The 13,514-nt window shown below is 34.1% G+C and carries 13 protein-coding genes; 1 reads left to right on the top strand and 12 read right to left on the bottom strand.

Annotated features, from left to right (window positions below; translation table 11 throughout):
• From KJ849_06140 to ilvB, 12 genes are all read right to left on the bottom strand, one after another.
• The coding region (locus tag KJ849_06140; protein MBU2600135.1) for a hypothetical protein at positions 1 to 221 on the bottom strand (221 nt) is incomplete at its 3' end.
• Between the two features lie 604 nt (positions 222 to 825).
• Positions 826 to 1,011, bottom strand: a complete 186-nt coding sequence (locus KJ849_06135; protein MBU2600134.1) for a cytochrome c biogenesis protein ResB — start codon at positions 1,009 to 1,011, stop codon at positions 826 to 828.
• The gene (locus tag KJ849_06130; GenBank protein MBU2600133.1) at positions 1,012 to 1,269 is read right to left on the bottom strand and encodes a transposase family protein; all 258 of its coding nucleotides are present in this window, start codon (positions 1,267 to 1,269) and stop codon (positions 1,012 to 1,014) included.
• 322 nt (positions 1,270 to 1,591) lie between these two features.
• Positions 1,592 to 2,662: a sensor domain-containing diguanylate cyclase gene (locus KJ849_06125; protein MBU2600132.1), complete on the bottom strand. Its 1,071-nt coding sequence runs from the start codon at positions 2,660 to 2,662 to the stop codon at positions 1,592 to 1,594.
• A gap of 174 nt (positions 2,663 to 2,836) precedes the next feature.
• Positions 2,837 to 3,850 (bottom strand): aspartate-semialdehyde dehydrogenase, encoded by a 1,014-nt coding sequence (locus KJ849_06120; GenBank protein ID MBU2600131.1) that lies wholly within the window; start codon positions 3,848 to 3,850, stop codon positions 2,837 to 2,839.
• A gap of 2 nt (positions 3,851 to 3,852) precedes the next feature.
• Positions 3,853 to 4,917 carry a 3-isopropylmalate dehydrogenase gene (locus tag KJ849_06115; GenBank protein MBU2600130.1) on the bottom strand — a complete coding sequence of 355 codons (1,065 nt, stop codon included), beginning with the start codon at positions 4,915 to 4,917 and terminating at the stop codon, positions 3,853 to 3,855.
• Positions 4,918 to 4,940: 23 nt separating this feature from the next.
• Positions 4,941 to 5,447 carry a 3-isopropylmalate dehydratase small subunit gene (locus KJ849_06110; GenBank protein ID MBU2600129.1) on the bottom strand — a complete coding sequence of 169 codons (507 nt, stop codon included), beginning with the start codon at positions 5,445 to 5,447 and terminating at the stop codon, positions 4,941 to 4,943.
• Between the two features lie 111 nt (positions 5,448 to 5,558).
• A complete protein-coding gene (leuC, locus tag KJ849_06105) occupies positions 5,559 to 6,848 on the bottom strand; it encodes a 3-isopropylmalate dehydratase large subunit (protein ID MBU2600128.1) in 1,290 nt (429 codons plus the stop codon).
• Positions 6,848 to 8,362 (bottom strand): 2-isopropylmalate synthase, encoded by a 1,515-nt coding sequence (locus KJ849_06100; GenBank protein ID MBU2600127.1) that lies wholly within the window; start codon positions 8,360 to 8,362, stop codon positions 6,848 to 6,850. The genes leuC and KJ849_06100 overlap by 1 nt, the downstream gene beginning before the upstream one ends.
• Positions 8,363 to 8,383: 21 nt before the next feature.
• Positions 8,384 to 9,388 carry a ketol-acid reductoisomerase gene (ilvC, locus tag KJ849_06095; GenBank protein MBU2600126.1) on the bottom strand — a complete coding sequence of 335 codons (1,005 nt, stop codon included), beginning with the start codon at positions 9,386 to 9,388 and terminating at the stop codon, positions 8,384 to 8,386.
• 209 nt (positions 9,389 to 9,597) lie between these two features.
• Entirely contained in the window at positions 9,598 to 10,068 is a 471-nt protein-coding gene (ilvN, locus tag KJ849_06090) for an acetolactate synthase small subunit (protein MBU2600125.1), read from the bottom strand.
• 11 nt (positions 10,069 to 10,079) lie between these two features.
• Positions 10,080 to 11,756 (bottom strand): biosynthetic-type acetolactate synthase large subunit, encoded by a 1,677-nt coding sequence (ilvB, locus tag KJ849_06085; GenBank protein ID MBU2600124.1) that lies wholly within the window; start codon positions 11,754 to 11,756, stop codon positions 10,080 to 10,082.
• Positions 11,757 to 12,158: 402 nt separating this feature from the next.
• Between ilvB and dnaA the strand changes: the two genes are divergently transcribed.
• Entirely contained in the window at positions 12,159 to 13,505 is a 1,347-nt protein-coding gene (dnaA, locus tag KJ849_06080; protein MBU2600123.1) for a chromosomal replication initiator protein DnaA, read from the top strand.
• Positions 13,506 to 13,514 lie beyond the last annotated feature (9 nt).

The following is a 13,514-nucleotide window of genomic DNA, read 5'->3' as shown; positions in this document are numbered from 1 at the left end:
TTCATAACATCATATACTATATAGTCTGTATTATATTTATCAGCAACCTTTTTTGCTATCTCCTCTGCCTTAAGACAAGGACCACATGGACACTCTTCACTGAAGACTTCTATAGTTGGCTTTCCTTGGGCAAAAAGTACCTGGGCTAATATGACTAAAGATAAAATATGACCCATAATCATACCTATTTTAAAAAAAACTCTACTTCTTTTTATTACCATTTACTCCCTCTTAAATTAGTAATAGTAATTATTACTAATACTAATTACATAAAAAAACACCTCTCCCTACTTTCCTTCTTTTTATTTACACTTGGGACAGCAACCAAAAAACTCTAACCTATACTACTCGACAGTTAAAAGTTCTCTGTAACTCATTGATATTGCTAATCTTGTAAAGATTAAACATCGCTAAAGGTAAGTGCCTTAATTTCAATAACTTAAGCCCATGACATTCCCAGAATAGATGAGAACTTTTCACTGCCGAGATACTATTACCCCCCCCAACATTTGCGTTGTCCGCGAGGTATAGGACAGGGGACAGATTAAGGCAATACCTTGCAATTTGACTTCTGACCTCTGTCTAATGATTTAGTTGCGGCAGAAAGCCGCGATAGAATACAGTACTTTAAATTTACCTTCTTGGGAAATCCTCTCCTCCAGGCCTTTAATCAAAGGTTCATTCAAATCAAAGACCTTCTCACATTTGAGATAAGAGATATGATAAAGCACGAGGTCTGAAGTACAGACTAAACAAGATTTGTAGCAAGTTCATACTACCTCCTCCTTCTCTTAGGAAGCCTCTCGGATAAAATTGTCTCTTTGTTTATCTCGGTTTGGCGCAGTTGCCCTCTTCTGTCACCCCCACTTTGGATGGCGGATGGCAGATAGAGGTAGGGTAAAATTCAACATTAAAATCATCAACCCGCAAGCGAAAATCAGTATGAGGAACAGTAACTATCTCTTTCTCGTTTATCTCTAGATACTCCTTAAACCCAAACAAGCCCCCCAATTACACCACCAGCCGGGCATATTTGTCCATAAATTCCAGGCTCTCTATCTTAACCCCACAGGTAGGACACTTGACCCTAACTTTTTCAAACATTAAGATCGTGATATACTTCCAGAGATGAAGGTGTCTTACTTCTTGAATGTGGGAATCATAGTAAGTAGTCAATACCTCACCGCATTCACTACAGATATACCTTTTCTTGACCCTGTCCAAGGCCAGCACCACCTTTTCTATATCCCCATCCTTCTTTATCTCCATATTCCGTTACAAAAAATCCTTGCAATCCTACTTGCAATCCTAAAAGTTTTATGAGATAATTTTCTTATTGTATCTGGTGGGTATCACTCTTTTCTTTGTGATGATTTAGGAGTGTTATTTTATCTCATCCAGATACAATTTGTCTATGTCTTTTATTTACATGTGTTAGCCACAAATGAAAATGTCCTATTTTCATTTGTGGCTAACAAGAAAAAGCCTATAAAAAAAGCCTGGGAAAACCAGGCAAAATTTAAAATATTCTTTAGACTGTAATGGGTTTAGTTATCGGTGAAATTACCGACCGATTATTTTAGGCTTTAATTTACGCTTGACAAACTTTATTTTTACCTTGTTCTTTGGCTTTTAATAAAGCAAAATTAGCCATATTAACCATTTCTGCTTCGCTACCCGCATCGGTAGGAAATTCTGATACTCCTATACTTACAGTAACCTTAAGATTAACCTTTCCTATGTAAATTTCTTTTAGTTCAATTTGAGATCTTATCCTTTCTGCTACCACCATCGCTCTGGTTTTATTAGTTTCAGGTAAGATAATAGCAAACTTTTCTCCTCCGTATCGAGCTATTATATCAATCTCTCTAATAATCTTATCTTTTATCTCCAGACCTAACATCTTCAGAACTCGATCTCCTTCTAAGTACCCGTAAGATTTATTAATCTCTTTAAAATTATCTATATCCATTATTAGAAAAGAAAAAGAAGAATTATATCTCTCCGCTCTTCTAACTTCTCTTCTTAATGCTTCTCTAATGTAACCATAGGTGTAAACACCGGTAAGACCATCTACGATAGTAAGCTCTTTAATCTTATCTCGTAAGATAGAATTACCAATAGCCACAGAAGAGTAAGTACCTAATATTGACAAACACCTTAGATCTTCGGGGCTAAATGCCTCTTTTTCTAAACTACCAATAGTTAAAAAACCAAAAGTATCTTCTGCAATCACAATAGGGACATAGTAAAAAGAATTAAATTCATCTCCATTATCCTTACCTGCCCTTAAAGGATTTTCTTTTAAAATAACTTCTACTTCATCTAATTCTATTTTTACTCTCTCTTTTTCGCCAAAAGAACTTAATGATAAAATTTTAAATTTCTCTATGAGTCTTTTATCTAAAATATCACTTACCGATAAAGTAATCCTTACTTTTTGACTATCTTTGATAATTATAGATACAGCTTGAACATCAATAACCTCATTAGTTATGGCGATAATAGCCTCAATAACTTCTTGATAATCTAAAAAAGCAAACATAATCTTATTGACTTTATTGATAATTAAAAAATCATGCAAGTTTTTGTCTATGAAATCTTCTTTAGATTTAGCAATTTGTTCACTTTCTTTATTCTCTGTTTTTTCTGTTTCTCTCAATTTCATTCTCCTATTCTATTAAAGTAAACCTTCGACTATCAGCTATCAGTTATTTTTATTAACTGATAGCTAAATGCTTACTTTAAATTATGCATTATTTTAGGATAAATTTCAAGAGGTGAGATTATAATCTCAAACAACATTACGAAGACTTAAGCAAGCAAATGATTGCGATTAAATTAATCTTAATTCAATCATCTTTTCTGCAATTTGAACAGCATTTAAAGCGGCGCCTTTTCTTAAGTTATCGGCTACTATCCACATATTAATGCCCAGAGGATGAGAAAGATCTTCTCTAATCCGCCCTACATAAACCTCATCCGTGTTTTTAGCCATTAAAGGATGAGGATACATCAAATTTTTGGAATTATCTATCACCTTCACCCCAGGCATATTTGACAAAATTCTTTTGACTTCATCTACGGTTAGCTTTTGCTTCAGCTCCACATTAACTACCTCACTATGAGAAATAAAGACCGGAACTCGAACCGTAGTAGCGGTAATATTAATAGTTTCATCTCCTAAAATCTTCCTGGTTTCATTAACCATCTTGATCTCTTCTGTGGTATACCCGTTATCTAAAAAATCACCAATTTGAGGAATAAGATTAAAAGCAATTTGGTGAGGATAAACTTGGATATTTACTTCTTTTTGATTAATCACCGCTTCGCATTGCTCCCTTAACTCTACCATGGCCTTCCATCCCGTACCAGAAGTTGATTGATAGGTACTTACTACTATTCTTCTTATACCTGCTTTATCATAAAGAGGCTTAAGAGCCATGACCATTTGAATAGTAGAACAATTAGGATTAGCAATAATTCCTTGATGCCACTTTAAATCAGAAGGATTTACTTCTGGGACAACCAAAGGCACATCTTTCTCCATTCTAAAAGCACTACTGTTATCAATCACCAAGCAACCTTCTTTCACCGCATAAGGAGCATATTCTTTGGAAACCTTAGCTCCAGCAGAAAATAAGGCTATTTCTATGTCTTTAAAAGAATCAACCGTGAGTTCTAAGGTAGTAATTTGTTCATCTTTAAACTCTAAGATTTTTCCTGCCGAGCGACTACTCGTAAAAAGAAATAACTTTTCTACGGGAAAGTTACGTTCTTCTATGATCTTCTTCATCTGATTTCCAACTGCTCCTGTAGCCCCGACAATAGCAAGATTATATCTTTTCATAATTATTCACCTTTAGTAATAAATTCTTTAACTAAATCCCCTACCTCTGAAGTAGTAAGCCCCATCTTACCTGCCGCCATATCTTTAATCCTTCCAGTTCCCAAGGCTTTACATACCCCTTCTTCGATAGCTAAAGCTGCTTCTTCTTCGCCTAAGTTAGCTACCATCAACGCTAATGATAAGATAGCAGCCAAAGGATTAATTTGATTCTTCCCGGCATACTTAGGGGCGCTGCCATGAATTGGTTCAAACATAGACACCCCTTCAGGATTAATATTTCCGCCAGCCGCTATTCCCATACCACCTTGAATCATCGCTCCTAAGTCAGTGATAATATCACCAAACATATTACAAGTAACAATCACATCAAACCATTCTGGATTCTTAACCATCCACATACAAGTAGCATCTACATAAGCATGATCTTTTTCAATTTCAGGGTATTCTTCTCCTACTTTATAAAAGACTCTTTGCCATAAATCATGTCCATAATTTAAGACGTTAGCTTTATCACATAAAGTAAGTCTCTTCTTCTTATTTCTTTTCTTGGTAAATTCAAAAGCATATTTAACGCATCGCTCTGTTCCTTTTCTGGTATAAACGGCTTCTTGTATCGCTACCTCTTCCAATGTTCCTTTCTTTAAAAAGCCTCCTAAGCCAGTATATAAACATTCGGTATTTTCTCTAACTACTACAAAATCAATATCTTCAGGACCTTTATCTTTGATCGGTGTCCAGACAAAAGGATAAAGCTTAACTGGCCTTAAGTTAATATACTGGTCAAGTTCAAATCTAATCTTTAATAATAGTTCTTTCTCTAATATACCTGGCTTTATCAATGAATGACCTACCGCTCCTAAGTAGATAACATCCATTTCTCTTAATTCTGATAAGGCAGAAGAAGGTAAGACTTCTTTATGTTTTAAGTAATAATCTCCTCCAAATCCATAAGTAATTAATTGATAATTAAATTCAAATAGCGACGCTACTTTTTCTAAAATCTTAATTCCTTCTCTTACTACCTCTGGTCCTACCCCATCCCCTGGAATGACAGCAATCTTATACATCTTAACTCCTTTTATTGTTATGGTTATTTATTAATTTTAGACTTAATATTAGATTTAACGTAAGACATCAACCCCCCTGAAGCAATCATTTTTTGCATAAATTCAGGTACCGGCAGAATATCATAAGATTTATTCTTAGTTAAATTACTGATTCTATGATTATTTAAATCTATCTCAATTAAATCTTTATTATCTATATCTTTTGAAGCTTGCGGAGATTCAATTAAGAGTAATCCTATGTTAAGAGCGTTCCGATAAAAAATACGAGCAAAAGTAGCGGCCATAATACAACTTATGCCCGATGCCTTAAGAGCTAAAGGAGCATGCTCTCGAGAAGATCCACACCCAAAATTCTTTAAAGCCACCACCACATCCCCCTCTTTTACTTCTTTAACAAAGCTTAAATCAAGATCTTCCATGCAATGTTTAGCCAATTCTCTCGAATCGGAAGTATTTAAATAACGAGCCGGTATGATCTCATCGGTGTTTACATTATCCCCATACTTCCAAGCTTTCCCTTTAATAATCATCATTCCTCTAAAAAAACATTCTCTCGGTTCCAGCATAAAAGAAGTTTTTGTGAAGTAAGAATTTGCCTGCCTGCCGGCAAACAGGGGTGCGTGCCATAAGGCACAAACTTTTTATGCTGGGTTATACCCAAATACATCAGATTTGGCTATTTCTTGAGGAGAGGCAATTCTACCTAAAACAGCAGAAGAAGCAGCTACTGCTGGATTGGTTAAATAAACTTCACTCCCCACATCGCCCATTCGACCTACAAAATTACGGTTAGTAGTTGAGACGCATCGTTCCCCTTTAGCTAAAATCCCCATATGCCCACCTAAGCATGGTCCACAAGTAGGCGTACTTACCACCGCCTTAGCTTCAATAAAGATTTCTATCAAGCCTTCTCTTAGGGCTTCTAAATATATATTTTGAGTAGCTGGAATAATAATTAATCTTACTTCAGGATGAACTTTTTTACCCTTTAAGATAGAAGCGGCTACTCTTAAATCTTCAATCCTTCCATTAGTACAAGACCCAATTACTACTTGATCTATATTAATAGGTCCAACTTTTTCCACTTCCTGGCAATTAGAAGGAAGATGAGGAAAAGCAACTTGTAGATTTATCTTAGAGACATCAAATTCATATACTTCTTTATAAAAAGCTCCTTCATCACTGTAATATACCTTATAATTCTTTGGTGTTTTCTTCTCTAGATAACCTTTGGCGACTTCATCAAAAGCTATAATTCCATTTTTAGCTCCAGCTTCAATCGCCATATTGCAAACGGTAAAACGATCAGCCATGGAAAGCTCTTTGAACGTTTCTCCTGTAAATTCCATGGCTTCATAAAGGGCTCCATCAACTCCAATTTGAGAAATAACATATAAGATTAAATCTTTGCCACTTACCCACGGGTTTAGTTTTCCATAAAAGATAAATTTAATACTTTCTGGTACTTTAAACCAACACTTGCCTGTAGCCATCGCATGAGCTAAATCTGTACTCCCTACGCCTGTGGCAAAAGCTCCTAAAGCTCCATAAGTACAGGTATGAGAATCAGCACCAATAATTAAGTCTCCTGGTAAAACTAAACCTTGCTCAGGTAAAAGAGCGTGCTCAATCCCCATTCTTCCTACTTCAAAATAATTCTCTATTTTATACTTTTTAGAAAAATCTCTTAGAATCTTAGCTTGAAGAGCAGATTTAATATCTTTATTGGGTGTAAAGTGGTCAGGAACTAAGACTATCTTCTTTCTATCAAAAACTTCTTCTAATCCTAATTCTTCAAATTCCTTAATGGCTAAAGGGGCAGTAATATCATTTCCTAAGGCCAGATCAACCGTAGCTTCTATTAATTCTTTAGAACTAACTTTTCTTCCTGCATGGTTAGAAAGGATCTTTTCAGTAATGGTTTGCTTCATTAAAGATGTTCTTCTTTGTAAATTAAACGATTAATGGCATTTAGATAAGCTTTAACGCTTGATTCCACAACATCAGTACTCGTCGCCCTTCCTGAATATATCTTATTTTTATGTCTTATCTTTATATTAACCTCTCCTAAAGCATCTTGATAAGTAGTAATAGCCCTAATATTATAATCAATTAAACTACATCTTATCTTAGTAATCTTATCTACCGCTCTTAAACTTGCGTCCACCGGTCCATTTCCACAAGCTGCTTCTTGGATAGCTTTTTCTTTCTTCTTGATGATCACAGTCGCAGTAGGTATAGTCTTATTGCCGCTTACTACATGAAGATATTCTAACTTATAAGTCTCTGAAATAGTAATTAGTTCGTCTTCTATGATGGCTTCTATATCTTGATCAAAGACTTCTTTTTTCTTATCAGCTAAATCTTTAAACTTTTTAAAAGCTATTTCTAACTCTTCCTTCGGCAGATCAAATCCTAACTCTTTGACTCTTTGACTAAAGGCATGCCTTCCTGAAAGTTTTCCTAAAATTAATTTACTCTGGGCTATACCTACACTTTCTGGAGTCATAATCTCATAAGTAGTTCGTTCTTTTAAAAACCCATCCTGGTGAATTCCTGATTCGTGAGCAAAAGCATTCTCTCCTACAATTGACTTATTGGACTGAACTATCATTCCCGTACAGTGACTAACCATTCGAGAAGTTTTATATAACTGAGTAGTATTGATCTTACTTTCAAGATTAAAGATATCTTTACGAGTGTTGATAGACATGACTACCTCTTCTAAGGCCGCATTTCCTGCTCGCTCCCCTATGCCATTAATGGTGACCTCTACTTGCCTAGCTCCGTTTAAAACAGCGACTAAAGAATTAGCCGTAGAAAGACCTAAATCATTATGACAATGAACAGAAATAACTGCTTTTTTTATATTAGAAACATTACTTTTAATGTTCTTTATTATTTCTCCAAATTCTAAGGGAATAGCATAACCAACCGTATCAGGAATATTAATAGTAGTAGCTCCTTCTTCAATGGCGTGGTAAATAACTTCATACAAAAACTCTAGTTCTGTCCTGGTAGCATCCATAGGAGAAAACTCTATATCTTCTGTCCAGCTTTTAGCTAAAGCTACCATTTCTTTAGTTATCTTTAAAACTTGAGCGTAGGTCTTATTTAATTGATACTTTATTTGAACCTTTGAAGTGGAGATAAAAGTATGGATACGAGGAGATCTGGCCTCTTTTAATGCTTGCCAAGCACAGTTTATATCTTCTTTTTTAGCCCGAGCTAAGCCACAGATAATTGGCTCTTGGACTTGTTGGGCAATAGTCTTGACTGCTTCAAATTCTCCTTTAGAAGATATAGGAAAACCTGCTTCAATGATATCTACTCCTAATCTTGCTAATTGCTTAGCTAAATCTAACTTCTCTTTTACGGTAAAAGAGACACCAGGAGATTGCTCTCCATCTCTTAAAGTAGTATCAAAGATAATTATTTTCTCCAATTAATTAAAAAGCTCCATCTTTTACAATTCTTCTTTCTCTTTAATCCAACTCATCATACTTCTTAAATTTTTACCTACTTCTTCAATTAGATGTTTTTGGTCTTTTTTTCTTGAAGCATTAAAGACTGGTCGATTAGCCTTATTTTCTAAAATCCATTCCCGAGCAAAAGACCCAGACTGAATCTCTTTTAAGATTTCCCCCATCCTTTCTTTAGTCTTTTCATCTATTATTCTTGGGCCTCTGGTTAAATCACCATATTCTGCTGTATCGCTGACAGAATAACGCATCCCTGAAATTCCATATTCATAGATTAAATCGACAATAAGTTTTAATTCATGACAACACTCAAAATAAGCAATTTCTGGTTGATACCCTGCTTCTACTAAGGTTTCAAAGCTAGCTTTAATTAACGAAGACACTCCGCCACAAAGAACAACTTGTTCTCCAAAAAGATCTGTTTCTGTCTCCTCAGCAAAAGTAGTTTCTAATGTCCCAGCTTTGGTTCCTCCAATCCCTTTGGAATAAGCTAAGGCCGTCTCTTTAGCCTTTTTTGAATAATCTTGATAAATAGCAATTAAATTAGGAACACCTCCTCCTTCCTTAAACACTCTTCTCACTAAATGTCCAGGGCCTTTTGGAGCCACCATAATTACATCAATATGAGCAGGAGGAATAATTTGTCCAAAATGAATATTAAATCCATGAGAAAATCCCAAAACATTTCCTTCTTTTAAATTATCTTTAATAAATTCATCATAAACCATTGTTTGAATTTGATCTGGAACTAATACTTGAATTATATCCCCTTCTTTAGCTGCTTTTTGAGCAGATGTTACCTCAAACCCATCCCTCTTGGCTCTTTCCCAGGCTTTGCTTCTTTCTACCTCAGCTACTATTACCTCTAAACCACTATCTCTTAGGTTTTGAGCTTGAGCATGACCTTGGCTTCCATAACCAATAATAGCTATCTTTTTATTTCTCAAGATCTCTAAATCTGCATCTTTATCGTAATAAATATTGACCATTATTTTTCTCCTCTCAATTTTTACTTAACATTTTAATTAAGATCACAAGTTCAATAAGATATTTAAGACATTTGATATTTGAATTTCGAATTTTCCTTCTTTTTCTTTCATTGTTTCGAATTTCGATATTCGTATTTTGAATTTTTCACCTTATTTTATATTTCGAATTTGGTAGCTTGCGACATTTTATTTCTGATTGCAACTTGGTCTTAACCCCTTATCATGGCTACCTTTCCCGTCCGCACTAATTCTTTAATTCCAAATGGCCTTAATAACTCTATTAAAGCTTCAATCTTTCCGCTATTTCCAGTCATCTCGACAATAATTGATTTAGGAGCTACATCTACAATCTTGGCCCGAAAAATGTCAGCTATTTCAATAATTTCTGCTCGTCGCATCTCGCTACTTACTTTAATTAAGATTAACTCCCTCCCTACTTTCTCTTCATTGGTTAAATCAATCACTTTTACTACATCGATTAACTTATTAAGTTGCTTAGTTACTTGTTCTAAAATTCGATCATCGCCTTTAACTACAATAGTCATCCGAGATGTTTCTGGATTATCAGTCTCTCCTACGGTAAGACTATCTATATTAAACCCTCTACTACTAAATAACCCTGAAACCCTAGCTAATACTCCAAATTTATTCTCAACTAAAACAGAAATAGTATGTTTCATTGTCTTCCTTTTTAAGCAATTCCTGACATCATTTGAGTTAAAGCTGCACCGGTCGGTACCATAGGAAAAACATTCTCTTCTTCTACTACTCTAAAATCCATCACTGTGGGAAGAGGTGAGCTTATGGCTTTTTTGATAGCTTCCTCTACTTCCTCGCATTTTGTAACTAAGATCCCTTCTGCTCCATAAGCTTCTGCCAATTTAACAAAATCTGGACTTCCTTTTAGACAGGTATAAGAATACCTCTTCTTAAAGAATAATTCTTGCCATTGCCTAACCATTCCTAAGCATTGATTATTTAAGATAGCTACTTTAACTGGAACTTTATTAATTACAGCCGTAGCTAATTCCTGAGTATTCATTTGAAAACTTCCATCTCCGGCAATATCAATAACAATCTTATCTGGGTTACCTATGGCTGCTCCAATAGCAGCAGGAAATCCATAGCCCATAGTGCCTAACCCACCAGAAGAAAGAAAATGTCTAGGTTTGCAAAACTTATAAAAATGAGCTGCCCACATTTGATTTTGCCCTACTTCGGTAGTAATAATTGCTTCTCCTTTAGTAATTTCATAAATCTTTTCTATCACAAATTGAGGGTGAAGCCGCCCATCTTTTTTATAAGTTAGAGGATTTTCTTTTTTCCATTGATCTATCTTTTTTAACCACTCTTTGGTATCTACTTTCGTCACTAATTTATTTAGTTCTGTGAGGACATTTTTAACATCACCAACAATAGGAATATGAACTTTAATACTCTTGCTTATAGCCGAAGGATCTATATCAATATGAATAATTTCAGCTAAGGGCGCAAACTCATCAATCTTTCCTGTAATTCTATCATCAAAACGTGCCCCAATAGCTATAATTAAATCACTCTCAGAGACGGCATAATTAGCATAAAATGTACCATGCATACCTAACATTCCTAAAAATAAAGGATGCTCACCTGGAAATCCTCCTAAGCCTAATAAAGTATTCGTGACTGGAATATTAGTCTTTTTAGCTAATATCTTTAATTCTTCACTGGCATTCGATAAAATAACTCCTCCGCCGGCGTAAATTACTGGTTTCTTAGAAGCATTAATCTTAGCAGCTGCTTTCTTAATTTGCTTAACATGACCAAAATAATTAGGATTATACCCTCTAATAGATATAGTTTCAGGATAATGATATTCTATAGTTGAAGTTAAAACATCTTTAGGTAGATCTACTAATACCGGACCTGGTCTCCCTGTTTTAGCAATATAAAAAGCTTGCTTAATGGTCGTGGCTAAATCTTGGATATCTTTTACTAAAAAACTGTGCTTAGTAACGGGCCTGGTGATACCCACAATATCTGCTTCTTGAAAAGCATCATTACCAATCATATTACTTGGCACTTGTCCAGTCAAAGCTACAACAGGTATAGAATCCATATAAGCAGTAGCAATTCCTGTAACTAAGTTAGTAGCCCCAGGACCAGAAGTAGCCAGGCAAACACCTACCTTTCCTGTAGAACGAGCATAACCATCAGCTGCGTGAATAGCCCCTTGTTCATGTCTGGTTAAAATAAATCTAAGAGGAGCATCGTATAAGACATCAAATATAGGTAAGACTACACCCCCTGGAATTCCAAAGATTACTTCTACTCCTTCTTTAATTAAAGATTCTATTAATATTTGAGATCCACTTAATTTAGACACCATGGCCCTCTTTTTAATAAAAAATTTTTTAAACTTAAAATTTCTTAATTCTCTTAAACTTTAGCAGATTATATATCAACTTTTAAATCATTGTCAAATTTTTTTTAGCTTTAAGGTGTTTTTTTTCTTGAATAACTTTTTTGGATAATAGATAATATAATCCTTAAATATAAATATGGCACTTATTAATGGAAATTTGACATAGAGGACATAGAGTAAATTAATTGAGTTCCAACGAGTTTATCTTTTATTGCTCGGTATTATTTCTTATGTTTAGTTTTCGTTAATAACTACTATAAGCGTCAGGTATCAGCTTGGCTGAATACTTACTTCCTATAGAGCCTTACACGCTTTAACTATAACTTCCCCCAATAATTAAGGAATTACTAAAAAGAAGGTATTTTTATGGATGAAAAACTGTGGCATGAAGTCTTAAGTAGTATTAAAAAAAAGGTTAGTCAAAGATCTTTTAATTTATGGTTTTGTCAAACTAAGCTTAAATCTATTTCCGATAAGAAAGTAGAGATTGAAGTTCCTAATAATTTTATAAGAGATAAAATAGAGAAAGAGTATAAAGAAGAACTTCTTCAAACACTTGTTAATATTTCTAATAATAAAGATTTAAAACTAATAAGTATCACTGTTTCTAAGTATGAAAATGTCCCTTCTTTATCAGAAGATAGATTACCAGATAAAATTAACAAGGAAAATAAAAATTTATTAACCCATATTGATCTTAATCCTTATTATACTTTTGAAAATTTTATTACCGGGGAATCAAATCGATTTGCTTGTGCTGCAGCTTTAGCTGTTTCAGAATCCCCTGCTTCTGCTTATAATCCTCTATTTATTTATGGAGGAGTAGGACTAGGTAAGACTCATTTAATTCAAGCTATTGGGCATAGAATCTTAAAGTTACATCCAAATAAAAAAATTGTCTATACTTCATCCGAACGTTTTACTAATGAATTCATAGAATCCATAAGATACGATAAGTCTATTTTTTCTTTTAAAAATAAGTATCGCACTACAGATGTTTTATTAATAGATGATATTCAATTTTTAGCTGGAAAAGATAATACTAAAGAAGAGTTCTTTCATACTTTTAATACCTTATATGAATCTCATCGACAAATTATTATCACTAGCGATAAACCTCCCCGGGAATTACCTACTATTGAAGAACGTCTTAGATCGAGGTTTGAATCAGGTCTTACTACTGATATTCAAACTCCTTCCATAGAAGTTCGTATTGCTATCTTAAAAAAGAAAATAGAAGAAAAGAAGATAAACTTGTCTGATGAAATTATAAATTACATTGCTTTTAAAGTTAGTAAAAATATTAGGGAATTAATTGGAGCCTTAAATAAAGTAAGTGCTTCTTATATTTTAAATAACCAAGATCAAGATATAGATCTTAATTTTGCTAAAAAAATTCTAAAAGACTCATTTATGGAAGATAAACTTGAATCTATTACTATAGAACAAATACAAAACAAGATTGTAAAACACTTTAGTTTACATCTTGCTGATATGAAGACAAAAAAGAAAAATAACGCTATTGCCTTACCAAGACAAATTGCCATGTACTTATGTAGAGAGTTAACTGATTTATCTTTAGCTGAAATTGGGGCAAGTTTTGGAGGAAGAGATCATTCTACGGTAATTCATGCTTATGAGAAGATTAAAGAAAAAATAGAAAAAATCGAGTCCTTTGGTAAGATTATAGAAGAAATAAAAGACACTTTATGAGGCAAAGTA

This window comes from bacterium (assembly GCA_018830565.1).
Classification (GTDB): Bacteria; UBA9089; JAHJRX01; order JAHJRX01; family JAHJRX01; genus JAHJRX01.
Note: the sequence above shows the minus strand (reverse complement) of the source record. Positions and strands in the feature narration are given on the sequence as shown.

Excerpts from the sequence above, each read along its gene's own strand:
- KJ849_06130 (MBU2600133.1), bottom strand. The coding sequence starts at position 1,269 with ATGGAGATAAAGAAGGATGGGGATATAGAAAAGGTGGTGCTGGCCTTG.
- KJ849_06120 (MBU2600131.1), bottom strand. The coding sequence starts at position 3,850 with ATGAAAAGATATAATCTTGCTATTGTCGGGGCTACAGGAGCAGTTGGA.
- KJ849_06115 (MBU2600130.1), bottom strand. The coding sequence starts at position 4,917 with ATGTATAAGATTGCTGTCATTCCAGGGGATGGGGTAGGACCAGAGGTA.
- KJ849_06110 (MBU2600129.1), bottom strand. The coding sequence starts at position 5,447 with ATGATTATTAAAGGGAAAGCTTGGAAGTATGGGGATAATGTAAACACC.
- leuC (MBU2600128.1), bottom strand. The coding sequence starts at position 6,848 with ATGAAGCAAACCATTACTGAAAAGATCCTTTCTAACCATGCAGGAAGA.
- ilvC (MBU2600126.1), bottom strand. The coding sequence starts at position 9,388 with ATGGTCAATATTTATTACGATAAAGATGCAGATTTAGAGATCTTGAGA.
- ilvN (MBU2600125.1), bottom strand. The coding sequence starts at position 10,068 with ATGAAACATACTATTTCTGTTTTAGTTGAGAATAAATTTGGAGTATTA.
- ilvB (MBU2600124.1), bottom strand. The coding sequence starts at position 11,756 with ATGGTGTCTAAATTAAGTGGATCTCAAATATTAATAGAATCTTTAATT.
- dnaA (MBU2600123.1), top strand. The coding sequence starts at position 12,159 with ATGGATGAAAAACTGTGGCATGAAGTCTTAAGTAGTATTAAAAAAAAG.